Raw genomic sequence first — 23,765 nt, forward strand, 5'->3', positions numbered from 1 at the left:
GACGCCTTTGTACAATGTTCATGAGCCCCCGCGGCGGCCATGCTCTCCACGTCGCCGGCGCCCGCGCCGGTACGCACCACGAGGAGGACGACCATGACCACCGCCGCGACGCTCCCTGCGCTCGACCTTGCTCCCTCGACCCGCCGCCCCGCGCCGCAGCCCACCTGCGAGGTCTCGGCGGGCGGGGCCAAGGGCATGCCGCGCGCGCTCCTGCGCCTCGAGGGCGCGCTCGTGCTCGGAGCAGCGCTGCTCGCCTACGCGCACCTGGGCGGGCGCTGGGGATGGTTCGCGGCGCTGTTCTTCCTGCCCGACCTGTCGATGCTCGGCTACCTTGCGGGCCCGCAGGTGGGCGCGCTCGCCTACAACGCGGGGCACAGCCATCTGGCGCCGGCGCTGCTCGCGGTCGCGTCGGTCGCGCTTGGCTCGCCGGCGCTGCTGCTCGGCGCGGCGATCTGGGTCGGGCACATCGGCTTCGATCGGATGCTGGGCTATGGGCTCAAGTACGGGACGGCGTTCGGCGACACGCACCTCGGCCGCGTGGGCTCGAAGCGCTCTTTGCGTCGAGCCACGTGAATGCCATCGGCGACGATCTCGGCGTGAGCGAGCGCCACCTCCGCCGCGTGTTCCGCGACGCGGTCGGGGTCGGCCCGAAAGCGTTCGCCAAGCTCGCAGGAGGGTCGACGGACTGCACAGGAGGGCCGGCGAGCTGCCGCTCCGCCCATCCCCAGCTCCGCGATCACCTCACCGCCGTGCGCGCCCAGCACGCTGAGACGCGGTGACGCGCGGACCCGCCGCGGGCGACCCCACGCGGGGCCTATCAGGGGTTCCGGCGCGTGCCCGAACGCCGATCGCTGGTGCTCACCGAGATGACGACACGGCGGCGTGGCCGCGACGCCGCCTGAGGCTCCCCTTGCTGCGGCGGCCCTTGCATCGCCTGGTGCTGTTGAGCCCTGTGCGGCGCCTCGTGCTGCTGCGGCCTGGGCGCCACCTCGTGCTGCTGCGGCCTGTGCGGCGCCTCGTGCTGCTGCGGCCTGGGCGCCGCCTCGTGCTGCGCGGGCCGTTGCGCCGTCGCATGCTGGGCCGGCCGATGGTCTGGCCGATGCCGCTGTGGTCGCTGCCTCGCCTCGTACTGCACCGGCGGTTGTCCTGATGGGTGCTGTGGTGGCCTTTGGGCAGGCGCGTTGCCCGCGTGCTGCGGCCTCTGGTCAGGCCCGGCGTTTTGCGGCCCTCGCCCTGGTCCGTGCTGCCGCGGCCTTGGCCCGCCCCCATTCCCGGCATGCGCAGCCGGCCTCTCCGCCCGCCGCGGTCGGTCCCGCGGATCGGTCGTTCGCCCCTCGGTCGTGGGCGCCTCGGGGGCGGGCGCGGGCGCGGGCGATGGGGCGGTCTTCGGCGCTCCCCGCATGCTGAGGCCCTGACGCTCGCGGCGCTTGCGCTCGTCGTAGTTCGCGTCGCCGATGAGGTCGAGCACGGCGCGGGTATCCACCCTTCGCTCGGAGACCCGATGGCGGCCGGTCAATCGGGTCTCAGGGGTAAGCGCGCCGCTGGCGTAGAGCTCCCACATCTCCTCACCATAGGCGGCTCGCCGTTGCTCGGGCACGAAGCGCGTGAGGAAGCGATGGAGGTTGTCGACGTCACGGAGCAGGAGCTGCTTGGCGTTCTGGTTCTTCGCGGCGTCCACCGACTGGGGGAAGTCGATGATCACTGGCCCGTCGGCGCTCATGAGCACGTTGAAGTCCGACAGATCGCCGTGCACGACGCCGGCGCACAACATCCGCATGACCTCGCCGATCAGGCGATGGTAGACCCACGTGGCCTGCTCTCGGTCGAGGCTCGTCTCGGCGAGGCGAGGCGCGGGGCTGCCGTCGGCGTCGGCGACCAACTCCATCACGAGCACGCCGTCGATCGCGTGGTACGGCGTCGGCACGCGGACGCCTGCGTCGCGCAGGCGGTAGATCATATCGACCTCGGTCGAGCGCCAGGCGGCTTCGTCCTGAGCCCGGCCGTGGCGCGACCGTTTGTCCATCGCGCGCTGGTCGCGGCTGTTGCGCACCTTGCGGCCCTCGGTGTACGCCGCGCGGTTCTTGAAGCTGCGGTTCTGCGCTTCTTTGTAGACCTTCGCGACGCGCAGCTCGCCGCCCGACCGGACGAGGAAGACCACCGCTTCCTTTCCGCTCATCAGCGGCCGCACAACCTCGTCGATGAGCCCTTCGTCGACCAGCGACGTGAGGTTGCTCGGAATTTGCATGTTCTCGTGTGTCTTCGTTTCTTGGGAGGAAAAATCTCCCGGCCTCCTCTTGCCGCAAAAAATGGTGCGCTGCAACCGTAGCCCACGCTTCGGCGGCTGCGCGTCGCCCGCCTGAAGGTCCCGGCGAAGGACACGCTGGAGCGCGATCTCGCCGCCCGTGGCACGCGCGAACGTCCCCCTGCCCGTCGTGACCGGCTTCTCGCCCCCCTCGCCGCCTCCGCCGCCGCGCTGGCCCGGCGTGCCCCAGCCGCCGTCGCCGCCCCGGTCCGTTTCCCAGCCGGCTTCGCCGATGCGCCCGATAACCTGGCCGGGGGCGCCGACGGTGCCTCGCGCGCCGTAGCTCCCGTAGCTTCCTTCCGTGCAGCCCACGTCGGCCCCGTCCCCGCGTCCTCGCCGTCCGTAGTTGCTGGGGTTCGGCGTCGGGGTGGGCTCGCCGTCGCGACCGTCCTCCGTGCCGCCGGGCAGGTAGCGCCCGACCGTCAGCCGGATGCCCCCGCGCCCCGGCGGACCAGGGCCCGCAGGTGCGGCGAGAGGGCACGGCCCGAGAAGAAGAGGTCCCGGAACCAGCGCTGCGCCGGGTCGTCGTCGTGGCGCTGCGACCACAGGGCCACGACCTGCGCGGCGGGCAGCTCGAAGGGGGGCGCGAAGACCCGCAGTCCGAACAGCTCGCGGGCGCGCTGGGCGACGCTGCTCGCGATCGTGCAGATGAGATCGGAGCTGCGAACGGCGAGGGGCGCGGCCATGAAGTGAGGCACGCGCAGGGCGACGCGCCTGGTCTCGCCGAGGCGGGCCAGGGCGCGGTCGACGGCGCCGTCGCGGCGGCCCTCGACGCTGACGAGGACGTGGCCGACGGAGACGTAGGTCTCGAGGTCGAGGCGGCGCGCGATCGCCGGGTGGCCTTTGCGGACCACGACGGCGAAGGGCTCCTCGTAGAACGGCGCGCGGCGGAGGCCAGCGGCGGGCACGGGCTGCGAGGCGCCGATCAGGGCCAGATCGACGTCGCCGACGACCAGCGCGGGGACGGTATCGGGGGAGAAGCGCTCGATCTCCAGGCGTACGAAGGGGGCGTGTTTGCCCAGGTGGTCGAGCACATCGGGGAGGGTCGTGAGCTCGAAATGGTCGACGGTGGCGATACGGAAGGTGCGCGCCGAGGTGCGCGGATCGAAGGGCTCGGGGGAAGCGAGGGCGCGGCGGAGATGCTCGAAGGCGGCGGGCAGGGCCGCCCGGAGCTGGAGGGCGCGCGGCGTGGGGGCGAGGCCGCGGCCGAGGGGGGTGAGCAGGGGATCGCCGAAGAGCTCGCGCAGGCGCGCCAGGGAGTGGCTCATCGCCGACTGGCTGACGTGGGCGCGGCGCGCCGCAGCGCTGACGCTGCCCTCGATGAGCAGCGCCTCGAGGGCGGGAAGGAGGTTCAGGTTGATGCTGCGGACATCGATCTCGCTCATGCCTGGTATGAGATACATCCAATTTTCATCATGGGTCCAGCGACGCATGCTGGGCGGCCTATGAACGTGAGCGACGTCGAGGTTCTGGTGACGGGGGGTACGGGGTTCATCGGGCGCTGGCTGCTGGCCGAGCTGACCCGGACGAAGGTCGTGGCGGCGCCGGTGCGCCGCGCGCGGCAGCGGGCCGCGGCGCTCGCCGCGTTCGTCGACGCGCACGGCGGCGATTCGCGGCGGCTCCTGGTGGTCGAGGGCGATGTGGAAGAGGCGTCGCTCGGCCTTTCGGACCGCTTCGAGCAGGTGCGCGATGTCTATCACCTGGCGGCGCGCTTCGCCTTCGGGCTCGGCGTGCAGGAGGCGCGGCGCTGCAATGTCGAGGGCTCGCTGCACGCGGCCGGGTGGGCGCTCTCGCGGCCGCGCCTGCGGCGCTTCGTCTATCTCGGCGGCTACCGCATGCTGCACGCGAGCACCCGGCCGGGCGCGGAGAGCGCGCTGACCGAGCGCGCGCGGGGCCGGCTCTACCGCCGGCTCGGCGCCTACGAGGCGTCGAAGCACGAGTCGTATCTCGCCGTGCGCCGCTTCGCGGCCGAGCGCGGGCTGCGCTGGACGGCCGTGCATCCGAGCAGCGTCATCGGCGACTCGCGCACCGGCGAGACAACGCAGCTCACCGGCCTCGGCGAGACGGTCGAGCGGCTCTGGCAGGGCCGCTTGCCGGCCCTGGTCGGCAGCGAGCGCACCTTCCTGCCGCTGGTGACCGTCGACTACCTGGCGCGCTTCCTGGCGAGCGTGCCCGAGCGCCCCGAGACCGCGGAACAGGACCTCTGCGTCCTCGATCAGGCGACGCCGCGGCTGCCCGCGCTGGTCCGCGGCATCGCCGCCCACCTGGAGCGCCGCCCCCCGAGGTGGGTGCTGCCCGTCGGCCTGGTACGCCTGCTGCCGGAGGCGCTCACCGGAGTGCCGCGAGAGAGCCTGTCGTTCCTCGCCGAGGATGCCTATGACACCCGCGCGGCCGACGCCCACGCCCGCGCGATCGGGCTGGCGATGCCGCCGATCCGGACGAGCGTCGAGCGCTGGTGCGACTACCTCGCGGCGACGCGCTTCGGCGCCGCGCCCGGGAGAAAGACATGCCCCTCGCGGTGATCAGAGCCGGCCCTCCGCGAGCAGCTCGCGGGTGCGCTTCAGCGTCGACAGCAAGGCGCTCTTGTAGCCCTTGTCGCCGTTCATCCACGCCTGCTCGGCCTGCTCCTCGGGGCCGTTCGGCGCTTTGCCGCGCAGGCCGAGGTAGCAGTAGAAGCGGAGCTGGAGCGCGCCGTCGGCGTCCTCGAACAGCTCGTTGATGATCGCGCCCTCGCGGGGACCGGTGGCCTGGAAGAAGGTGACCTTGCTCTGCGGCTCGAACGTGATGATCTCGCGCACGTCTTCGCCCGCGATCGTGGCCTCACGCACGACGTGAGAAGCGCTCTCCTCGACGACGTCGCAACGGGTGCAGAGGCCGGGCGGGAGGAACAGGCGGGCGTCGCGGGCCTTGAGGACCAGGCCCTCCCATGCCTGCGCGCGGGTCAGCGCGGTCTCGCCTTCGGGGTTCACGGGGACGGTGGCGGTCGAATAGATCATGAGGATGTTCCTTGTCGTGCGTGTCGAGGCTCGCTCGGCCGTCAGCCCGAGGTCGCGATCTCGGCGGCGAAGTCGCGGTAGGAGCGCAGGGGGCGCCCCAGGAGCGTGGTGAGACGCGCCACGTCGCCGGCCGCGGGGAGCATGCCCTCGCTGAGGAAGCGCTCGCTCATCAGGCGCATGTCGAAGGCCATCCAGCTCGGCATGAACCGCCGGAGGCTCTGCTCGAATCCGGCGGTGTCATCGCCAGGATAGGCGATCGGGCGCCCCAGGACCTCCGTCCAGATGGCCGCGACATCCGCGCCGGTCAGCGTGTCGGGCCCGACGAGGTTGATCCGGTCGAGGGGAAGCGGGGCGGCGGCCCGCTCGCGGCGGAGCAGCTCGATGGCTGCGATCTCGCCGATGTCGCGCGCGTCGATCATGGCGAGCCCCTTGCCGCCGATCGGCATCGGGTAGACACCGACTCCGGTCACCACGTCCTTGATCGTGAGATCGTTGTTCATGAAGTACGCGGGGCGCAGGATGGTGGCGCGGAGGCCCATCTGCTCGATCATGCGCTCGACGGCGAACTTGCCCGCGAAGTGCGGCACGTTCACGTAGAGGTCGCTGTGGATCACCGACAGGTAGACGATCCGCTCGACGCCGGCCTCGCGGGCGAGGTTGAGCGCGATCAGGGCCTGGGTGAATTCGTCAGGCACCACGGCGTTGAGCAGGAAGAGCGTGGAGACGCCCGAGAAGGCGCTCCGCAGCGCGTCGACGTCGAGCAGGTCGCCCTGCGCGACGGCGACGCCCGCCGGGAAGTTGGCCTTGGCGGGATCGCGGACGAGCGCGCGCACGCCGGCGCCGCGCTTCGCGAGCTGTTCGACGACGTGGCGGCCGACTGTGCCGGTCGCGCCGGTAACGAGGATGGTCATGGGGGTCGCTCCGGTTTGGGTCGAAAGACACCCTGCAAATTAGTGGTTCACAGCTATGCCGATAGACGTTACCTTGGGACAGACCGTCTCGCTGGTGGAACGCATGGATTTGCTCGCTCTCGCTGATTTCAGCCTCGTCGCCCGGCACGGGGGCTTCGGACGAGCCGCGCGCGCCGCGGGGCGCCCGAAAGCGACCCTGTCCCGCCGGGTCGCGGAGCTGGAGGCCGCCCTCGACCTGCGGCTCTTCGAGCGCGGGGGGCGCACACTGAAGCTCACCGAGGAGGGACGGGCGCTCTTCGAACGAACGGGGGCGTTGCTCACCGAGCTCGACGAGACCGCGGCGGCGATCGCCTCGGGTGGGGGCCGGCCGCGAGGCAAGCTGCGAATCAGCGCGCCTTTGCTCTTCTCGCAGATCGCGATGGGCAAGATCGCGGCCGGGTTCGCGCTGAAACATCCGGAGGTCCGGCTCGAGGTTACGACGGAAGATCGGAAAGTCGACATGGTCGAGGAAGGTTATGACCTGGTGATCCGGGTCAATCCGGATCCGGATGAGAGCCTCGTCGGACGGATCTTGCTGCGCGATCGGCTGGTCGTCGTCGCGAGCCCGGGCCTCGCTCGACCGGCGGGCAACCTCGCTGTTCCGGCTGTCGTGCGGGGGGCAGGCGACCGGACCGCAGCCTGGGACGTCATGGCGCCAGCTGGAAGATCACGCATCGTGGTCGATCCAGTCCTGCGCCTGTCGTCGCTCATCATGGTCCGCGATGCTGTCCGAGCGGGCGTCGGCGCCGGACGCCTCCCCATTTCGCTGGTTAGTCACGATCTGGCCGCTGGGACTCTTGTGCATTGGGGCGATGTGGACGGCCCAGACATCGCCCTGTGGACGCTCTATCCGTCCCGGAGGCTGCTGAGCGCTCGTGTCTCCGCCTTCCTCGACCACTTGAAGGAAGCCTTTCCCATGGGAAAGCCTGACGAGCTGGCGGCCTTTATCGGCGCATGAGGCGGCTGACCCCGCCGCGGGCGAGGCGTCATGCGCGGCGGGCGGACGGCGCGGCCGCCGGGGCCGTCGTGCTCCTCGAGACCGAAGAGGGAGGCGCCCTGCAGGGCGTGGCGCGCGTGGCCGCCGCCGTGGGCGGTGGAGGTGGCGGTGCCCTCGTGCATGTGGCCGAAGAAGTGGGCGGCGAAGCGAAGCGAACGCTCATCCAGACGGCGCTCGAGGTCGCCTGCGAGACCGCGGCGGGTGGTGGAGGCGTACCGACGGCTGCTCGCCGGGGAGGTGGCGCCGGCGGAGGTCGCGCGCGGCCTGCGGGGCGAGGGGAGCTACCGCGTGGTGCGGGGGGCGCTGCGCCGCCCTCGCGCGCGACAGGATCCAACCATCGCTTGCGCCCCCCGCCTTCATGAACGCCGCCACCCGCTCCCCGCTGATAGGAAAACGTAAAAAACGGGCTCGGTCGGGCCTCCCGCTGCTCGTGCCCCAGCATGACGACCCTGGTCCCGAACCGCGCTGAAACGGCGCCTCGGAGCGAAATGTTAACGTTAACAAAACGAATGTCAATTCGGAACGGCCGCCCTCGCGCCCCGATGGCAGACAGGTCTCCTCCGAGCGCGTTGCGTTAATTTGGCGCGATGCGCCAAGAGGGCGGGCATCGGGCTGCGGTCATACAGGCGCTGCAGCGGCGCCATCACCGGCGCGCGGCGGCGCGATCTCACGCTGGCGATGCGGCCGCAACGCGTCGCGTCGCGTCGCGCGCCAGCCGCCGATGCGCTGATCGGCTTCCAGTTCGTCGACCGGTCCGGCGACGATCGCAGCAAGGCGCCCGCCCCTCTTGCCGCGGCGCTGCGGAGGAGCCCGCCAGCCCCGTGATCCCGCGGGATCGAGATACTTACAAACCTGTCGATTGGAATTGACAGCGGTAATGTTAACGTTCACATTGCCGTCCACGGGTGTCCTTGTTGCTGCGCATTGCTCGGGTCGCCACGCGTACCGAGGCCTTCGTCGTCTGATCCATTTTTTTCACCAGCTCTGCTCGCTCGGTCGTCGCGGCAGCGATCGCTGAACGATGGGGATGGGCATCGGGCCGAGGGGGCTCCACCAGAGAACACGGCATACCGCGCTTGTTCGGCGGCTGTCGTGAAATATCGATTGCTGTTCACCGGAGATGATTCCTTCAAAGATGCGGCGGTGCTGGCCACGCGGCCGGGTCACAACGCCTCGCGGTGTCTGTCTCGTTCGGCGCGATGACGGGGCACCTGATCCATCGGTTTTCTCTGCCCCCGCTCCTGGTGACGCTCGCGGGCATGTCCTTCGCCCGCGGCGCGGCGTTCCTCGTCAGCATGCAGCCCATCGGCATCGATCACATGGTCAATTTACCAACCTCGAAGAGCGGTCTGGGCAGTGCTTGAGCGCGATGGTGCGACGGTCGACAAGCGAATAGAGAGGAGGCCTCGTCGCTGTTTGGCGCGGCGTAGTCTCGTCTCGAATTTCCTAGATACAACGCATTCGAGATCTGAAGGGAACTGTCATGAGTAAGAGAATCCTGCAGACCCGGCGCTCGCTCTCGGGCGCCGCCGCGTTGACTGTTTCGCTTCTGCTTGGAGCCCTCGCTCCAGGGGCGGCGTCCGCCGCGGACCCCGTCGAGAAGCTGCAGGAGTTCGCGCTGGACGAGGTGAGCGTGACCGACGCGTACTACCAGAACATCTCTTCGAAAGAGATCGCGTACATCATGAGCCTCGACCCCAACCGGCTTCTGGCGGGCTTCAAGGCGGTGTCGCAAGGAAAGGATCCTGGGAACGCGACGGGCCTCAATCTCTACGGCGGGTGGGAGGGCGGCTGGAGCCTTCTGCGCGGGCACACGATAGGCCACTATCTGTCCGCCATGGCGCGAGCGTACAAACAGCTCAGTAGCTCCGACGCGGGGCAGAGCGCCGCCATCGCGCAGAAGATCGACTACACGATCGGCCAGTTGAAATCATTCCAAGACGCGAGTCCAAAAGGGTATCTGTTCGCGTCGCCGGAGACGCATTTCGACGTCATCGAGGGGAAGGCCAGCGGCTCCAGCTGGGCGCCGTGGTACACGATGCACAAGATCATCGCGGGCCTCATCGACGTCTACGAGTTCGAAGGAAATGCAACGGCCCTCGAGATCGCGAGCAGGTTGGGGGACTGGGCCTACAATCGCAGCTCAACCTGGAATGCGGACCTTCGAAGGAAGGTCCTGGGCGTTGAGTACGGCGGCATGAACGACTGCCTGTACGATCTGTACAGGCTGACGAACAAGGCCAACCACCTGGCGGCAGCCCACGTTTTCGACGAGGACTCGCTCTTCACTCCGATATCTCAAGGCAACAACGTCCTGCCAGGCAAGCACGCCAATACGCAGATCCCCAAGTTCATCGGCGCCCTGAACCGCTACCGGACGCTGGGCCAAACGGAGAACTTCTACTACACCGCGGCAGAAAAGTTCTGGACCATCGTGTTGAGGGATCACACGTATGTCACCGGTGGGAATAGCCAGCTCGAGCATTTTCACGAACCCAGGCAGCTGGACGCGCAAAGGGACAACGTGAACAACGAGACGTGCAACTCGTACAACATGCTGAAGCTGGCGAGGGGGCTCTTCAAAGCCACGGGGGACGTCAAGTATGCCGACTACTACGAGCAGACCCATATCAACGAGATCATGTCTGCCGTCAATCCGACGAACGGAATGACGACCTACTTCAAGCCGATGGGGACAGGGTACTTCAAGCTGTTCGGCAAACCGGAGGACACTTTCTGGTGTTGCAACGGAACCGGCATGGAGAATTATACTAAGCTGAATGACAGCTTGTACTTCCATGACGACACGGATCTGTACGTCAACATGTTCCTCAGCTCGACGTTGAATTGGTCCGCGCGGGGGCTGTCGTTGAAACAGACCTCCAATTTTCCTGTTTCCGACAAGGCGGTTTTCGAGATTGCCGCTGCCCCGGACGATGCGGTCACGATCAACTTCAGAAAGCCCTCCTGGGTTGCTCGGTGTCAGCCCGTGACGATCACGGTCAACGGTCAGGCATGCGACGCAACGGAGGCGAACGGCTATCTTGCGGTAAGTCGCGCCTGGAAGCCCGGAGACAAGGTGGAGCTCACGCTGCCGATGGAGGTGAAGGTGTCGAGACTCCCCGACAACCCCAATGCGGTGGCGTTCGTCTACGGACCGGTCGTCTTGAGCGCCGGTCTCGGGACGGAGAGGATGCTGTCGGAGCCCCAGTGGGCATCCGCGAAGGCTACTATCCCCCCTGGTGTCGTCATCAAAGACACCATCGGCATCAACAACGGCATCACGATCAACGAGTGGATCGCCGACATCGAGAACAACCTGGTTCAAACCCCGGGTACGGTGGAGTTCACGCTGCGGAACACGGACTCCAATAACACGTTGAAGTTTACTCCGCACTATCAGCGATACGAAGATAGGTACGGCATCTACTTCCGCCTCACTGGGACGGCGGGCGAAAACATCCCAGACGACGGCGAGTGCTCGCCCCCTCCTGGAACTGGCAGGCTGTGCGATAGCGTCTCGCCTTCGGAAAGCGTCGGAGCGACGGGCAGCGGAGCGACAGGCAGCGGAGCGACAAGCAGCGGAGCGACAGGCAGCGGAGCGACAGGCAGCGGATCGACGAGCAACGGATCCACTGGCGGCGCGTCCGAGGGCGGCTCCGGTGGCTCGGGGGGCGCGGATGATGGCACCACGGACCAGGGCAGCTCGGGTTGCTCCTGCACGCTCAGTCGCGCTTCGTCGGAACGCTGGCCATTCGCCGCGCTGTTCGGCCTTGGCCTGGTCGCGTGGCGCCGGGGGAGACGTCGTGAGGCGCCGCAGGGGTCGCGGACCTTCGGTGCGCGATAAGCCCCCACATCTGCCTGCGCCCGAGTAACCTCTCGCCGCTCGGGAAGCATGAACATGGTTCGACGCTCGACCAGCTCATTTGTACAGAGCTGGCGAGTGTCGTTTGGAAGCGCGGCGTCGATGCCGTCCTCGCCCGAGATCCTCTTGCCCTCCTGGTCCCCGCTGTTGCCGCCCTTGCCCGGCGGCAACAGCGTGAAGGGCGTCATGCGCGGCGGGCGGTCGGGACCTCGTAGGCGAACGAGCCGCGCTCATCGAGGTGGTAGGCGGAGACGTCACGGTCGATCCTGCGGCCGCCTGCGCTCGTGAACATGCGCCGGGGATAGACGCGCACGCGGGCCTGCGCGGCGCCGGGGAGGAGCTCGAAGCGGCCGGCGCTGAAGCCGTGGAGGCGGGTCACGGCGCGGCCGCCGGGGCCGTCGTGCTCCTCGAGACCGAAGAGGGAGGCGCCCTGCAGGGCGTGGCGCGCGTGGCCGCCGCCGTGGGCGGTGGAGGTGGCGGTGCCCTCGTGCATGTGGCCGAAGAAGTGGGCGGCGAAGCGGCCGGCCGGGTCGACCTCCTGGCGGAAATCCTGGCGTGCCTGCGGGTGGAGCCACTCGGGCGGGTGGTGGGTGAGCAGCAGGTTGATGTGGTGGCGCTGCAACCACTCGGGGGCGTACTCGTCGCAGACGGCGTGGAGCTGGCGCGGGTCCACGGCGAGGCGCTCCTGGTAGTCGCCGCCGGTGAGCTGCAGGAAGGCCGAGTTGAGGCCGATGACGCCGAGCTCGAGGCCGTGGAGCGACAGCGAGTACGCGCTGTCGCCCGGCAGGAGGCCGAGCCTCCGGCGGTCGCGGACGTGCCACCGGCAGGAATCGACCCAGTCGGTGTAGGGCCTGAAGATCTGCGCGAGGCGCTCGCGGTAGCCGAGGCTGTCCTGCGCGTCGAACACCTGGTCGCGCAGGCGCGAATTGGCGTGCCACTGCGAGAGGGCGAGCACGTACGGGTCGAGGTCCCTGGGGCGGTTCAGGTCGTGGTTGCCGGGCACGGTGATCAGCCGCGGCTGCGAGCCGAGCTGGTCGAAGCGCCGCCACAGCCTGTCGAGGGTAGCGTCGAGCTTCTGGAACTCGTCGCGCGTGCCGCACTGGGTCAGGTCCCCGGTGAACAGCACGAGGTCCCACGGGCCGCACACGTCGTGCAGGCGCGCAAGGTCGTCGAACAGCGCGGTCATGACGTTCGGCCACAGCCAGCTCGTGCCGCCCATGCCCTGGTGGAGGTCGGTGAGGTGCAGCCAGCCGAACGAGGCGGGCCTCGCGGGCGTGGACGGCGCCGGCCGCGGGGCGCTCGCGTCCTCCTCGGGAGGGCCGGGCGAGCGCGGCAGCTTGGCCGAGGCGTCGGGACCCCGAGGGGCCAGGGCGACGGTCGTCGCGTCGCGTCCGGCGGTCGGCCGCGCGGGCTCCGGCGCGGGAGGCGCGGGGGTCGCGGGAGGCGCGGAGGTCGCGGGAGGCGCGGGCGGGGCTTCTTCGACCTCGCCCGCGTCCGAATCCGCGGCCTCTCCGGCGAGCTGGGCCCCTTGCCAGAGCAGCACGTCGGCGCCGTGGGGCGAGATCGTGTGCTCCGCGAGGAGCTTGCGGACGCGCATGCTGTACTCGAGGTACCCGGTCGGCCTGCCGAGCGCGATGGGCGGGCCGCCGTCGATCGCGGCGAGCCCCCGCGCCATCGTCGTGGTCGCCGGCGGGAAGCGCTTGGGATCGCGGGTGTGCAGGATCATCGACGGGAACAGCCAGCCGCCGCCCGGCAGGCTGCGCCCGCGGCGGAGCTCGGCCAGGTGCTCGGCGAGCCAGGCGTCGGTGGCTCGCCATAAAGAAGGCACCGCCGCGTTGACGCCGTCGAGCGCGGCGACGAGCAGGTTCGCGTTGTTGCCGATCAGGCCGGTGGCGAAGCGGTTGTTCACGTCGCGGCCGTCGACGTGGTCGGCGTTGAAGAGCTGGAGCAGCCGCCGGAGGCCGGCCTCGTCGAGCTTCCCGAGGGAGCCCTCGATCAGCGCGCGCGCTCGCGCGAGCGCGTCCTCCCGCCGGGCGATGCGCTCCGGGTGCAGCTGAGCCCGCGTCTGGAGCAACACCTGTTGGCGATCGAGCATAGGCGGCGACTATATCCTGGCGCGGCTCCCGTCGGCGCGCCTCGCGCGAGCGGGCGTGGCCCTGGCCGGGCGAGGCCATCCGAGCGATCATGCCCTCGTGGAAGCCCTGCTCCTCTCCGCGCTGGGGGTCGCGCTGACGCTCGGCCTCGGCGGCGCCGGGCTTCGGTGGGCGCTGCGGCGCGCCGAGCGACAGCGGCTGTGCCGGGCGTGCGTCGACTCGATCGCGCGGCTGCGGCCAGCCCGCTTCACCGCCGCGAGGGGCCGAGCGGTGCCCGTCGGCGAGCCGCTCGTCGCGCCCTTCAGCGGGCGCCCGTGCGTCGCCTTCCGGGTCGTGCGCTGGCGGCAGGAGCGCAAGGGCGGCTTCGGCCGCAACAACCTGGGCTTCGTCTGGGTCGTCGACGACGACGCCGAGTGGGCCCCGGACTTCGCCCTCGACGACGGCACGGGCCAGGCGCTCGTCCGACCGAGCGGCCACGTGCGCTTCGACCTCGCGGACGCCGAACCGCCCCCGGACGCCGCCCGCCACGTCGACGCCTTTCGCGAGCGCTACGGGCACGAGCGCGCGTCGTTCTTCGCCGGCTTTCACGGCGCGGTTCGCTACCGGGAGACGGTCATCGAGGTGGGGCAGCCCGTGCTCGTCGCGGGCGCCGCCGCCGTCTCGAGCCCGCTCGATGCGAACGACGCGCGAGACGGCCATCGCGCGCCGCCGCGGCCAATCGAGCTTCGGCCCGACGACGACCCGCTCTACATCGGCGACGGCCGACGACCGGACGCGTGATCCCCGATGTCCGCCGCTGTGCACGACCTCGCGCGGGGGAGCGCCCGCGTCACGCGGTCGTGACACTGAGATGCAGCGGTAACACCTGGGCGTAATGCCCGCGTGACAGCAGCCGCCGACGCGCTCGGGGAGGACGAGCTGCGAGCATGTCTCGCGCTGGCACGGGAACTGCCGATGCTGCGCGGTATGACCAACACGACGACAATCGAGCGAAGCAAAAAATCGAGAACCGGCAATTCGCTGCGCGGCGCGCTCTCGGTGGCCGTGACCGCGGGGCTGGCGCTCGGGGCTGGCGCGTGTCAGCTCGCCGACGAGGTGGAAGAGGCCGAGGGCATCGCCGCCCACGGCATCTCCGCGGAGGGCATCGCCAACGTGGCCGGATGCGCGCTGACCCAGGCGGGCTGCGGCGTAACCACCACCTGGTCATCGTTCTGCGCCGAGCCCGGCGCCCTGCAAGCCGCCTACTTCGACGAGGTGGCCGAGGACGTGGCCTACGTGTGCGACGACGCGCTCATGCAGCGGGCGGGCGATGACGCGGGCAAGCTGGTCTCCGATTATACCTCGTCCAACGCGCTGCCCGCCGAGGGGCGGGACATCGCCATCAGCAACGCTCCCGATCGGTTCATCGTATCTCACGCCGGCGGGCTCGCCGTCTTCCAAGGCATCCAGTTCGCCAGCAATTTGCCGCGCGTGGATTACGCCGCCGCCTGTCCGGGGCCTGTCGCCATCGGCGACCTCAACCACGACGGCCGCGATGACGTGGTCGTGGTCGAGGTATGCAACGACAGGATCGTTCGCCGGCTCAGCGATGCCAGCGGCAACCTCGGCGCGCCGCTCGCCTATGGCATGGGGACGACCTACATCCACGACGTCGCCCTCGGGGATTTCAACGGCGACGGTCACCTCGACGTGGTGACTGCCAACCAGCATGAGGCGGACGGCCTCACCCCTGGCAAGGAGGGCTACGTCACCGTGCGGCGCGGCACCGGAACTGGCTCCTTCCTGGCCGCCGCCTCCTACAAGGTGGCGCCGTTCGACGGGCTGCGCATGGGCCATCCTGTCAAGGTCGTGGCCGCGGACATGAACGGTGATGGCTTCGACGACATCGTGACCGCGAACCAGCCGCGCAAAGCCAATCCGCTCAGCTGGCCGTGCTTCTCGGGCATCGACGGCAGCTGCCCGGACGTGAGCATCCTGCGCGGCGCCGCCAACGGTTTCCTCGCTCCGGTCTCGCGGGACAGCGGGGTGTCGCAGGGATTCAAGCTGGTCCACGGGCTGGTCGTGGACGACTTCAATACGGCCGGCGCGGGCATGCTCGACATCGCTGTGGCCACGTGCAGCGCGGCGACCCTCGACTGCGACGCGCGCATCTCCATCCTGCGCCAGACCGGCGGCGGCACCAGCTTCGCCGCGCCCGTGGTGCGCGAGATCGGGCCGGGTAGGGTCGGAGGGATCGACTCCATCCACCCCATTTTCCTCGAGCCTGGCCTCATCTGGACCAGGCCGGGCAGCGACACGCTGGGGTTCCTGCGCGCCGAGTGAGGGCGCCGGGGGCGGCGCGGGAGGGTCGATCCCCTCATCTCGGCTCCGCCGGCCTCCCCGCGCCGGCGGCGGGCGCGTCGAGCGGCACGGTCGTCGTGCAGGTCCCCGCCGCGACCTCCACCGTGCGCCCGGCGAGCTTCACCCTGGCCGCGTCCCGGCCCCCCGCGCGGCTCAGCCGCACGAGCTCCCGGCCCGTCTTCGCGTCGTAGAGGAGATCCTCGGTCTCGAGCCGCCCGGGGTCACACGCGTCGGCCGCCGCTTCATCCGCGCTCTTCCAGGCGCGGAGCTCCGCCTCGACCGTCACGTGCACCACGTCGGGCTCGAACCGCACCTCGAGCCGCTCCTCGGGGATACACGCGATCCGGTTCATCGTGGTGAGGTCCGTCGTCCGCAACACCATGCCCGCATGGAACACGAGCAGCGCGCCGTCCGGCCGCAACAGGACGTGATCCTCGAGCTCGCCCTGGGTGCTGTTCAGGTACCGCGTCAACAGCCACGGCGAAGGGCCCGTGCAGCGATCCGCGCCGTGGCGATCGCAGAGCGAGCGCTGCGCCTCGGCCTCCGTCGCGGGCTCCTTCGGCTCCACCTTCGGGTCGTTGTCCCGGTAGAGCTGCTCGTAGGCGTCGAGCCAGCCCCGCGCGACGACGAGCTTCGGCGCGAGGAAGTCGCCTCTGGACGGGGCCTCGCGGCGCTCGACGAGCACGCCGCACGGCATGCCGGGGCCCGCCTTGGCCCTGGCCGCGGCCGTGGGCGACAGGAGGAACGACCGGGCAAAGGCGGCGCGGGCCAGCTCGGCCTCGCCGCGCAGCTCGTCGAGCAGACCGAGGTTGTACCAGATCTGGGCGGCGAGCTTGTCGTCGGGCCCGAGCTGCTCGGCGCGCTGCAGGTCGGCGGCGGCCGCGTCGAGATCCGCGCCGAGGCGCATCCGGGCGTGGCCGCGCTCGGCGAGGGTGCGCGGCTCGTTCGGCATCGCGGCGAGCGCGCGGTCGAAGGCGCCGATCGCCTCGGCGTACCGGCCCTGGCGCGCGGCGGCGCGGCCCTGGCCGAGGGCGCCGAGGTACGCCGCGCGATCCACCGGCGCCGCCTCGACGCGAGGTGACCCGGGGAGCGCGGCGGCCGAGCCGCTGGGCGCGGGGGCGAGCGCCGCGGCGCCGCCCGAGGCGACCGGGGCGACGGCCGCGTCGCTCGACGCGGCGGCCGGAGCCGCGGCGCCGGCGAGCGCCTCGGGCGCCGGCTGGAGCGCGGCCGAGGGATCCGGCGCGCAGTCGCGGCACCCGGACGCGGCGAGGACCAGAACGAGCGGCAGTGAACGAACCACACGCATCGGTCGCCCAGGATAACCGGAGAGCGCACGCCAGGCATGCCGCAGACGGCGTGTGGCCGCCGCCGCCCAGCGCGCCTCGGGGCATCAAAGCAAAAAGGTGTAGCCAAAGGACAGCCGAAGCTGCACCCCGTGGCCGCCTCGGTCCTTTGCGCCGTCCGGACGCGGCTGATCGTCGAGGCGCGCCATTCCAAAGACCACGAGCTCGAACGCCCCCGTCATGCTGCCCGGTTTGAGGAACTCCAAGCCGAAGCCGCCGTGACCGCCGAGATACGTCCGCGTCTCGGCCCAGCCGTCGGCCAGCATCCGCGCGACGTGGATGTTCGGGCCGGCGCGCAGGTAAGGTGCAAACCCTCCGGTCCAGAGGTGAAGCGACACGTGAGGCATCGCGCCGAATTCGTGGCGATAGGCCTGGAGCGGCCCCGGAATCCTGTAGTCGTCGTTCCCGAAGCTGTAGGTGAAGTCGTTCCCGATGCCCAGGAACGACATGGGCCGCAGGCGCTGCTCCAGGCAGGTGAGGCCGCGCGGCTCGGGGGCGTCGGCGATCCCGATCTGAAGGCCACCGCACGCGGCGAGCTGGAAATAGGGCTCGAAGGAGTAGCCCGAGCCCGAACCGCTGCCGGACGGGGACGTGTACGGTGGCGGGGGCAGCGAGGGCGGCGGCAGCGGCGTGACCTGCGGCGGCGGCGGCGGCGGCGGCGGCGGCGACCAGGGTTGAGGTGGAGGAGGCGGCGGTCTGGGGGGAGCTGGGGCCGAGGCTTGGGCGCCGGCGCTGCCTTGCGCCTGGCCGCCCGCGTTGCCCTGGGCCTGCCCGGTGACCTGCGGGATCCATTGGCCCGAGAACGGATCCCAGATCACCGTGCCCCGACCTGTGCCCTGCGCGCCGCCGCCGGCCTGGCCGCCGGCGTTCGCGCCCGCCTTGGGGCAGCTCGATCCCCAGCAGAGCTGGGCCTGAGCGGAGGGAGCCGCGGCGAGGAGCGCGGCCGCGGAAGCCGCGCCGACGAGGAGCCTGCGCGATCCGGACGGGAGGAGCTTCAGCATGGCTGCTTTCCCTTACGTGCGCGATCGCTGGTACTTCCCCTGGCACGGGCGTGGCCGAGCGGAAGTACCGCGAGATCGCCACCGGAGAGCGCGACGCGGCGCAGACGTCGCGCACCCTGAGCTGGAGCTGCCACTGCACCCGCGGATCGGGCGGGAAGCGTGACCTGAAGCCCGGACCGTCACTGCCCTGGTAAGTGTCGCCGTTCGTCTGGTCGGTGACGCCTCCAGTCAGGTACTTGTGTTCACTCGGATTCTACGCAGATGGCATCGCCGAGCGGGCGAGAGTCGGTCGCGCGGATGTTGCAATCGTAACCTGGACCGTCAATGGAGCCGCCTCCGCCGATCCTCGCGATCCCCCAGTACCCGACGTGAAGGCAGATCTCCTCCGCGTAGGCGGAGGCGGTCGCGAAATCCACGTGCTCGAAGCCCTCGATGCACTGCTCTCCGCCTCTCACGACCGCAAAGGTGGTCCCGCCGATGTCGAAGAGCTCGTAGTTGGGCTTGCAGAGCGTGTACTCCAGCTCGCGGGTGTCGTTCGCATGCTGCTGGCAGTTGTTCCACGGGCCATCGATCGAGCTCCCGTCCGCGATACGAAAGACTCCTGAATAGGGGAGATCGTCGCAGCCGCCGACGAACGTCCAGAAGGCGTCGAGCGGGGTCAACGGTGCGTATCCTACGGGGCAACCGTCTCCTTCGTAGACTTCGTACTCCACCGCCTGAGCTTCAGCGGGTGCGCTCAGCGAGACCGCTCCGGCGACGAGGCCGCAGGTCAGAGCGCGGATGAGCGTCATGTGAAGGGTGTGTTTCATTTGTCCGCCAATGGGTTGTGATGGGTTGTGTTTCCAAACCGAGCGCGTGGTCGGCGCAGGGGTTCGTCGGTGCATCTCGGTCACGCCGCAAGATGCGCAGCGGGCTCCGCAGCGGAGCGCCCGTCCCGCGCTCCGTCGGCCGGCGCGGAGGTATCATTCGCACAGGCGGAAACTCTGTCAACGTCGAAACGAGCATTTCGTTTTCATGGATATCTGTGGTTGAGATGGAAATGGCAGTCGGATGGCCAGAGTATGCGGCGACGCGGCGGGCGTCGCCAGCCAGCGGGCTGGAACGGCGGCGTTCGAGGAGTGAAACAGTGCTATCGCTGCTGCGGGGAGTCGAGCCGGGGAGCGAACCGCCGATCACCCAGCGCTGGAGGACGCGCCGCGGATGCAGCGCGATCGCGAGCGGCTGAAAGCCGTGTCCGCTGGAGCGACGCGCAAGAGCATCGTCAAGCGGCCTATCATCTCTCTCCTGGACTCGTATCCTTCCGTGCAGAGCGCTACGGAATCGCCGAGAAGGATCTCTGGGATGATGACGATGAGAACGGCCGATGCGCAGGTCGGAAGGGCGCATCAGCCGCTATTCACCTCACGGCTGGACGCCGCCCCGAGGTGGCGAGCGGCTCAGGGGAGGCGCGCGCGCGACGCGACCCAGCGCGCGATCTGGTCGCCGAGGATCGGCAGGGTGACCGCGCCCGCGCCGAGCAGCGCGTCGTGGAACCCCTTGATGTCGAACCGGGCCCCGAGCTTCTGCTCGGCGTCCTTGCGCAGCCGCTGGATCTCCAGCTGGCCGACCTTGTAGGCGAGCGCCTGCCCGGGCCAGGTGATGTAGCGATCGACCTCGTTCACGACGACGCCCTCGCCGAGGATCGTGTTCTCCATCATGTACGTCACGGCCTGCGCGCGGCTCCAGCCCTTCGCGTGGATCCCCGTGTCGAGCACGAGCCGGCACGCGCGCCAGGCGTCGGCGCTCAGCATCCCGAGCCGATCGAGGTCGCTGGAGTAGAGCCCCATCTCGTTCGCCAGCCGCTCGCTGTAGAGCCCCCAGCCCTCCGTGAACGCCATGACGTTCGCGTGCTTGCGAAACGCGGGCACCTCGCCGAGCTCCTGCGCCAGCGCGACCTGGACGTGGTGGCCAGGGATCGCCTCGTGGAACGCGACGACCTCGGACTCGAAGCGACGGCGCGTCTCGGGGGCATACGTGTTGACGAAGTACGTCCCGGGGCGGCTCCCGTCCTGCGCGGGCTCGCGGTAGAAGGCGGGCGGGGAGTGCTTCTCCTCGAACGCCTCCATGCGCTTCACGACGAGCGGGGTCCGGGGCAGGGCGCCGATCCACGCAGGGAGCGCGGCCCTGGCCCGCGCGACCGCCGCCGACGCCGCCGCCTCGACCTCGTCGCGCGTGGCGTAGGCGAGCGCCTTGTCCTCGCGGAGGCGGCGCTGGATCTCCGCGAAATCCGCGGTGCCGAGCGCCTTCGCGCCGAGCGCCTTCATCTCTTCCCGGATGCGCGCGACCTGCTCGAGGCCCATCGCGTGGACCTCGTCGGCCGAGAGCGCGAGCGAGGTGCTCGCCTGGATGAGGCGCGCGTAGCACGCCTCGCCGCCGGGCACGTGGGACAGGCCCGCGCGCGCCTGGTCCCTGGCGCGCGGCAGGATCTCGCGGGCGAGCGCCTCCCGGTGGCGCGAGAAGGCCGGACGGGCGCCGCCCTCGACAGCCTGCTCCACCGCCGCCGCGAACGATTTCTGCTCCGCTTCCGGCCAGTCGGGGTGCGCGGCGTCGCGGGGGCTCATGAGCGCCCACTCGCCCGAGGGCTTCGCGAGCAGCTCGTCGAGCTGGGCGATCACGCGCTCCACCGTGGCGCGCGGGGCCACCTTGCCCTGCTCGAGCGCTCGCCGGAGCCGGTCGGTGCGAGCGTCCACGTACGCGCCGATCTTGCTCCAGCGCGCGACGAGGGCGCGACCCTCCTCCTCCGTGCGCACCGTCTGGACCCGCGCGAGCTGGAAGAGCTCGACCTGCGGCCCCCCGAGCTGGTCGGCCGTCCACGCCGAGAGGTCGCACGCGCGCCACGCGAGGTCGCTCTCGATCTCATGGACCAGCATCCCGTGCGTGACGCGATCGGGGAGCGCGAGGGACGCCGCGTCGATCGCGCGCGCCCGCCCGAGCAGCGCCTCGAGGCGCGCGATCTCGCGCGCGCGGCCGGCCTCGGTGATGTCGGGGAGGCGGTCGTCGTGGCTGCGGAAGCCGAGGAACGTCGCGTCAATGGGCTCGGCCGCGAGCCGGCCGTCCCAGTACTCGCCGGCCAGCGCCGCGAGCCGCGCCGCCGCGGCGGAGCCTTGCGTCTCGGTGCGCCCCGGCGCCGCCGGCGACCGGGGCTCGGTGCAGGCGAGCGGGGTCAGGGCGAAGAGCGCCAGCGACAGCAGCACGGTCCGTGATGAATGGAACAAGGATCCCTCCAGCGTGGATGCGATGATGCCTCTTCCCGTCAAGGCGCGCGCACGATTGCCTGGTGGATGCCAGTTGCCTCGGTGTTCCGTCGCTCGATCGTACATCGACGGCGTCGATTTCATGCGCCCGAGCGCTCCCGCGCAAGCCGGGGCGAATTTTGCAGGATGTGGCGCTCAGTCCACATAGCTCTCGGCCTTCGACGCCATCACCAGGACGAGCGGCGAGGAGCCGAGGAGGTTGCGCTCGATGGTGTCGCAGATGCGCGTGAGCGGCAGGTCGTTCGGCTCGTGGCCGAAGGGGTCGTCGAGCTCCCCGCCGAGCGCCTCGATCATCAGGACGGGGTAGGCCACCATCATCGTCACCAGGGGCGTCATGAACCCGATCGCGTTGATGAGGGCGAGGGGCAGCGTGGCCAGGTAGAGCGCCACGCCGCGCCGGAGGAGCAGCACGTAGCCGAGCGGCGTCGGCGTCTTGAGGATGCGCTCGCAGCCCCCGAGGCAGTTGACAAGGACGTTCAGCTCCTCCTCGGCGCACACCGCCATGTTGCGCTCGAGGCTCCCGGACCGCGCGAAGCCCGCGAGGCGGTCGGAGACCTGCTGCGCGGCGTAGAGCGGCGGGTGGGGGTGCGCCGCCATGGCCTCGACCTGCCCCGCGGAGAGGAGCCGCTCGATCTCGGGGCGCTCGGCCTGCCCGCGCAGCGAGCGCCGCGAGGCGTGGACGAACACCACCACCCAGACGGCGAGCTCGCGCGCCTCGGCCGGGTCCACCGCGGCGTGCGCGTTCACGATGCGCGTGATGTTGCGGCTCGCGTTCACGATCGAGCCCCACAGGGTCCGGCCCTCCCAGAAGCGGTTGTAAGCCGTGTTCGTGCGGAACGCGAGGATGAGGGCGATCACCGCGCCCGCGACCTCGTAAAAGCCGATCGAGAGCCCAACGCGCGGGATGTAGCGGTCCGCGAGCCACAGCGCCGCGGCGATGACCCCGAACGCCAGCACGCGCCGCATGACGCCCGGCGAGAAGGAGCCGCGCGGGGACACCAGCAGGTGAATCCATTCGCTTCTCGGGTACGGGATCATCGGGCGCGGTCCTGGCGGCGCTCCCCGCAGCGCATCGCGCCTCCGTACCAGCAGGGGGCCTATGCCGCAACGCCGCCCGCCCCAAGGGGGTAAGCCCGCCCGTCGCACGACCGGACCCGGGCGCCTGGCGCGGGCGCGCCGGACGCGGGAGACTCGCCCGTCCGACCGGGCAGGGCAGACCGCGGTGGCTCTGCGCGCCCGCGTCGCCTGGAGCCGTCGATTGAAGCCCCTCTCCCCCGTCGTCCTGTTCTGGGTGGCCTCCCTCCTGGCCTGGCTCCTCGTCGTCGTGGCGGCGCGGCGCCGCCGCGGCCGGCTCTACGCTCGGTTCGTCGGCGTGCTGCTCGGCATCCACACGCTGATCGCGTGCGCGCTCTTCCGCCACGTCGGCCCGCTCGCGCCGGCGTTCGCGTACCTCCACGGCGCGGTCTACCTGCACTTCCTCCTGCTCTCGCGCCCGCGGATGCGCCCGCTCGCCTACCGGGCGCTCGTGAGCATCCCGGCGTCCTACTTCGTGGCCGCGACGTTCCTGTCGTTCCCGTGGGCCATCGCGGGCGCCCTCGGCGCGACGCCGTACGGCCTCTGGGCGCCGTTCGCCCTCGCCGGCGTCGGCATCCTCCAGTCGCTCACCGCCCGCCGCGAGGAGGTCGAGCTCGTTGTCGACCGCGCGCGGGTTGGCGAGCTGAAGCGCCACCCGCTCCCGCGCGAGGGCGCGCCCCCCGCGCGCCGCCCGCTCCGCATCGTCCAGATCACCGACCCTCACCTCGGCCCGTTCATGTCCGTCGCGCGGCTCCGCGGCATCTGCGAGCGCGCGGTCGCGCGCGATCCGGATCTCGTCGTGCTCACCGGCGACTACCTGACCATGGAGTCGCAGGACACCGCGGAGCACCTCGCCGAGGCGCTGTCCCCGCTCCGCGCCCTGGAGGGCCGCGTGTTCGCGTGCCACGGCAACCACGATCACGAGTCGCCCCGCCTCGTCGCGACCGCGCTCGCCCGGGCCGGGGTGCGCCTGCTCGTCGACGAGGCGGCGCTCGTCGAGACGGCCGCGGGGCCGGTCCAGGTGCTCGGGATGGACTTCCACTACCGCGATCGCGCGGAGCGCATGGCCGAGGTCTGCGCCCGGCACCCGCGCGCGCCCGGGGCGCTCCGGCTCGTCCTGCTCCACGATCCGGGCGCGTTCCGCCTCCTCGGCGAGGGCGAGGGGGATCTCGTGCTCTCCGGCCACACCCACGGCGGGCAGCTCGGCCTGGTCAGCCTCGGCGGCTCCTGGACCGCCCTCCGGCTCTTCGTGAACATGCCCGATCACGGCCTGTGGGCCCGCGGCCCGGACCGGCTCTACGTGCACCGCGGGACAGGGCACTACGGCTTCCCCCTCCGGCTCGGCGTCCCCGCCGAGGAGAGCGTGCTCAAGGTGCACCTCGCCGGCGACGGCGCGTGACAGGCGAGCTCCCGCCCGGGGGGGGCCGACGCCGGCCGCCCCGCGCCCCGAGGGGCGCGTTCCAGAGTGGATGGATGCTTCGCGGAGGAGGCCCGACGCGCCAGGCGGCGCG

At 70.7% G+C, this 23,765-nt stretch carries 20 protein-coding genes; 9 read left to right on the top strand and 11 right to left on the bottom strand.

Annotated elements, in window-relative coordinates; genetic code table 11:
• Positions 1-93 precede the first annotated feature (93 nt).
• Positions 94-573 (top strand): DUF4260 domain-containing protein, encoded by a 480-nt coding sequence (locus tag WMF33_RS12745; protein WP_437337382.1) that lies wholly within the window; start codon positions 94-96, stop codon positions 571-573.
• Between the two features lie 23 nt (positions 574-596).
• Positions 597-779, top strand: a complete 183-nt coding sequence (locus tag WMF33_RS12750; protein WP_437337383.1) for a hypothetical protein — start codon at positions 597-599, stop codon at positions 777-779.
• Positions 780-817: 38 nt separating this feature from the next.
• Here WMF33_RS12750 and WMF33_RS12755 read toward each other — a convergent pair whose 3' ends face one another.
• On the bottom strand, positions 818-2,245 hold the full coding sequence (locus tag WMF33_RS12755) for a PA4780 family RIO1-like protein kinase (RefSeq protein ID WP_437337384.1): 1,428 nt from the start codon (positions 2,243-2,245) through the stop codon (positions 818-820).
• 479 nt (positions 2,246-2,724) lie between these two features.
• Complete coding sequence (locus WMF33_RS12760) at positions 2,725-3,687, bottom strand: LysR family transcriptional regulator (RefSeq protein ID WP_437337385.1); 963 nt, start codon at positions 3,685-3,687, stop codon at positions 2,725-2,727.
• Positions 3,688-3,747: 60 nt separating this feature from the next.
• Here WMF33_RS12760 and WMF33_RS12765 point away from each other — a divergent pair, with 60 nt between their 5' ends.
• Complete coding sequence (locus WMF33_RS12765) at positions 3,748-4,824, top strand: SDR family oxidoreductase (RefSeq protein WP_437337386.1); 1,077 nt, start codon at positions 3,748-3,750, stop codon at positions 4,822-4,824.
• Here WMF33_RS12765 and WMF33_RS12770 read toward each other — a convergent pair whose 3' ends face one another.
• Together WMF33_RS12770 and WMF33_RS12775 are read right to left on the bottom strand one after the other, a co-directional pair.
• A complete protein-coding gene (locus WMF33_RS12770) occupies positions 4,825-5,298 on the bottom strand; it encodes an SRPBCC family protein (RefSeq protein WP_437337387.1) in 474 nt (157 codons plus the stop codon).
• 41 nt (positions 5,299-5,339) lie between these two features.
• Positions 5,340-6,209, bottom strand: a complete 870-nt coding sequence (locus WMF33_RS12775; protein ID WP_437337388.1) for an NmrA/HSCARG family protein — start codon at positions 6,207-6,209, stop codon at positions 5,340-5,342.
• A 103-nt stretch (positions 6,210-6,312) separates the two neighbouring features.
• Here WMF33_RS12775 and WMF33_RS12780 point away from each other — a divergent pair, with 103 nt between their 5' ends.
• On the top strand, positions 6,313-7,206 hold the full coding sequence (locus tag WMF33_RS12780; RefSeq protein ID WP_437339477.1) for a LysR family transcriptional regulator: 894 nt from the start codon (positions 6,313-6,315) through the stop codon (positions 7,204-7,206).
• Between the two features lie 657 nt (positions 7,207-7,863).
• On the opposite strand, the gene WMF33_RS12785 is transcribed toward WMF33_RS12780, so the two are convergent.
• Positions 7,864-8,148 carry a hypothetical protein gene (locus tag WMF33_RS12785; RefSeq protein WP_437337389.1) on the bottom strand — a complete coding sequence of 95 codons (285 nt, stop codon included), beginning with the start codon at positions 8,146-8,148 and terminating at the stop codon, positions 7,864-7,866.
• 275 nt (positions 8,149-8,423) lie between these two features.
• Here WMF33_RS12785 and WMF33_RS12790 point away from each other — a divergent pair, with 275 nt between their 5' ends.
• Both WMF33_RS12790 and WMF33_RS12795 read left to right on the top strand, forming a co-directional pair.
• Positions 8,424-8,609 (top strand): hypothetical protein, encoded by a 186-nt coding sequence (locus WMF33_RS12790; protein ID WP_437337390.1) that lies wholly within the window; start codon positions 8,424-8,426, stop codon positions 8,607-8,609.
• A gap of 119 nt (positions 8,610-8,728) precedes the next feature.
• Positions 8,729-11,092, top strand: coding sequence for a beta-L-arabinofuranosidase domain-containing protein (locus tag WMF33_RS12795; RefSeq protein ID WP_437337391.1), 2,364 nt, complete (start codon positions 8,729-8,731; stop codon positions 11,090-11,092).
• A 202-nt stretch (positions 11,093-11,294) separates the two neighbouring features.
• Here the strand turns inward: WMF33_RS12795 and WMF33_RS12800 are convergent, their stop codons facing one another.
• A complete protein-coding gene (locus WMF33_RS12800) occupies positions 11,295-13,205 on the bottom strand; it encodes a metallophosphoesterase family protein (protein WP_437337392.1) in 1,911 nt (636 codons plus the stop codon).
• 97 nt (positions 13,206-13,302) lie between these two features.
• Here WMF33_RS12800 and WMF33_RS12805 point away from each other — a divergent pair, with 97 nt between their 5' ends.
• Positions 13,303-13,983, top strand: coding sequence for a hypothetical protein (locus WMF33_RS12805; protein ID WP_437337393.1), 681 nt, complete (start codon positions 13,303-13,305; stop codon positions 13,981-13,983).
• A gap of 186 nt (positions 13,984-14,169) precedes the next feature.
• On the top strand, positions 14,170-15,525 hold the full coding sequence (locus WMF33_RS12810) for an FG-GAP repeat domain-containing protein (protein ID WP_437337394.1): 1,356 nt from the start codon (positions 14,170-14,172) through the stop codon (positions 15,523-15,525).
• Between the two features lie 34 nt (positions 15,526-15,559).
• Here the strand turns inward: WMF33_RS12810 and WMF33_RS12815 are convergent, their stop codons facing one another.
• The 5 genes from WMF33_RS12815 to WMF33_RS12835 form a co-directional block, all read right to left on the bottom strand.
• Positions 15,560-16,849, bottom strand: a complete 1,290-nt coding sequence (locus WMF33_RS12815) for a tetratricopeptide repeat protein (protein WP_437337395.1) — start codon at positions 16,847-16,849, stop codon at positions 15,560-15,562.
• A gap of 84 nt (positions 16,850-16,933) precedes the next feature.
• Complete coding sequence (locus tag WMF33_RS12820) at positions 16,934-17,887, bottom strand: hypothetical protein (RefSeq protein ID WP_437337396.1); 954 nt, start codon at positions 17,885-17,887, stop codon at positions 16,934-16,936.
• A gap of 242 nt (positions 17,888-18,129) precedes the next feature.
• Positions 18,130-18,549, bottom strand: coding sequence for a hypothetical protein (locus tag WMF33_RS12825; RefSeq protein WP_437337397.1), 420 nt, complete (start codon positions 18,547-18,549; stop codon positions 18,130-18,132).
• Between the two features lie 774 nt (positions 18,550-19,323).
• Entirely contained in the window at positions 19,324-21,141 is a 1,818-nt protein-coding gene (locus WMF33_RS12830; protein ID WP_437337398.1) for a DUF885 domain-containing protein, read from the bottom strand.
• A gap of 174 nt (positions 21,142-21,315) precedes the next feature.
• Positions 21,316-22,218, bottom strand: coding sequence for a bestrophin family protein (locus WMF33_RS12835; protein ID WP_437337399.1), 903 nt, complete (start codon positions 22,216-22,218; stop codon positions 21,316-21,318).
• A 220-nt stretch (positions 22,219-22,438) separates the two neighbouring features.
• Here WMF33_RS12835 and WMF33_RS12840 point away from each other — a divergent pair, with 220 nt between their 5' ends.
• Positions 22,439-23,653 carry a metallophosphoesterase gene (locus WMF33_RS12840; protein WP_437337400.1) on the top strand — a complete coding sequence of 405 codons (1,215 nt, stop codon included), beginning with the start codon at positions 22,439-22,441 and terminating at the stop codon, positions 23,651-23,653.
• Positions 23,654-23,765: the final 112 nt, after the last annotated feature.

It is taken from the genome of Sorangium sp. So ce394 (assembly GCF_051474665.1).
In the GTDB taxonomy this organism is placed as follows: Bacteria; Myxococcota_A; Polyangia; order Polyangiales; family Polyangiaceae; genus Sorangium; species Sorangium cellulosum_D.

Bases quoted from the DNA above. Each gene is read 5' to 3' on its own strand.
- WMF33_RS12780 (WP_437339477.1), top strand. From the start codon at position 6,313: ATGGATTTGCTCGCTCTCGCTGATTTCAGCCTCGTCGCCCGGCACGGG.
- WMF33_RS12760 (WP_437337385.1), bottom strand. From the start codon at position 3,687: ATGAGCGAGATCGATGTCCGCAGCATCAACCTGAACCTCCTTCCCGCC.
- WMF33_RS12755 (WP_437337384.1), bottom strand. From the start codon at position 2,245: ATGCAAATTCCGAGCAACCTCACGTCGCTGGTCGACGAAGGGCTCATC.
- WMF33_RS12745 (WP_437337382.1), top strand. From the start codon at position 94: ATGACCACCGCCGCGACGCTCCCTGCGCTCGACCTTGCTCCCTCGACC.
- WMF33_RS12765 (WP_437337386.1), top strand. From the start codon at position 3,748: ATGAACGTGAGCGACGTCGAGGTTCTGGTGACGGGGGGTACGGGGTTC.
- WMF33_RS12770 (WP_437337387.1), bottom strand. From the start codon at position 5,298: ATGATCTATTCGACCGCCACCGTCCCCGTGAACCCCGAAGGCGAGACC.
- WMF33_RS12810 (WP_437337394.1), top strand. From the start codon at position 14,170: ATGACCAACACGACGACAATCGAGCGAAGCAAAAAATCGAGAACCGGC.
- WMF33_RS12835 (WP_437337399.1), bottom strand. From the start codon at position 22,218: ATGATCCCGTACCCGAGAAGCGAATGGATTCACCTGCTGGTGTCCCCG.
- WMF33_RS12820 (WP_437337396.1), bottom strand. From the start codon at position 17,887: ATGCTGAAGCTCCTCCCGTCCGGATCGCGCAGGCTCCTCGTCGGCGCG.
- WMF33_RS12775 (WP_437337388.1), bottom strand. From the start codon at position 6,209: ATGACCATCCTCGTTACCGGCGCGACCGGCACAGTCGGCCGCCACGTC.
- WMF33_RS12795 (WP_437337391.1), top strand. From the start codon at position 8,729: ATGAGTAAGAGAATCCTGCAGACCCGGCGCTCGCTCTCGGGCGCCGCC.
- WMF33_RS12800 (WP_437337392.1), bottom strand. From the start codon at position 13,205: ATGCTCGATCGCCAACAGGTGTTGCTCCAGACGCGGGCTCAGCTGCAC.
- WMF33_RS12815 (WP_437337395.1), bottom strand. From the start codon at position 16,849: ATGCGTGTGGTTCGTTCACTGCCGCTCGTTCTGGTCCTCGCCGCGTCC.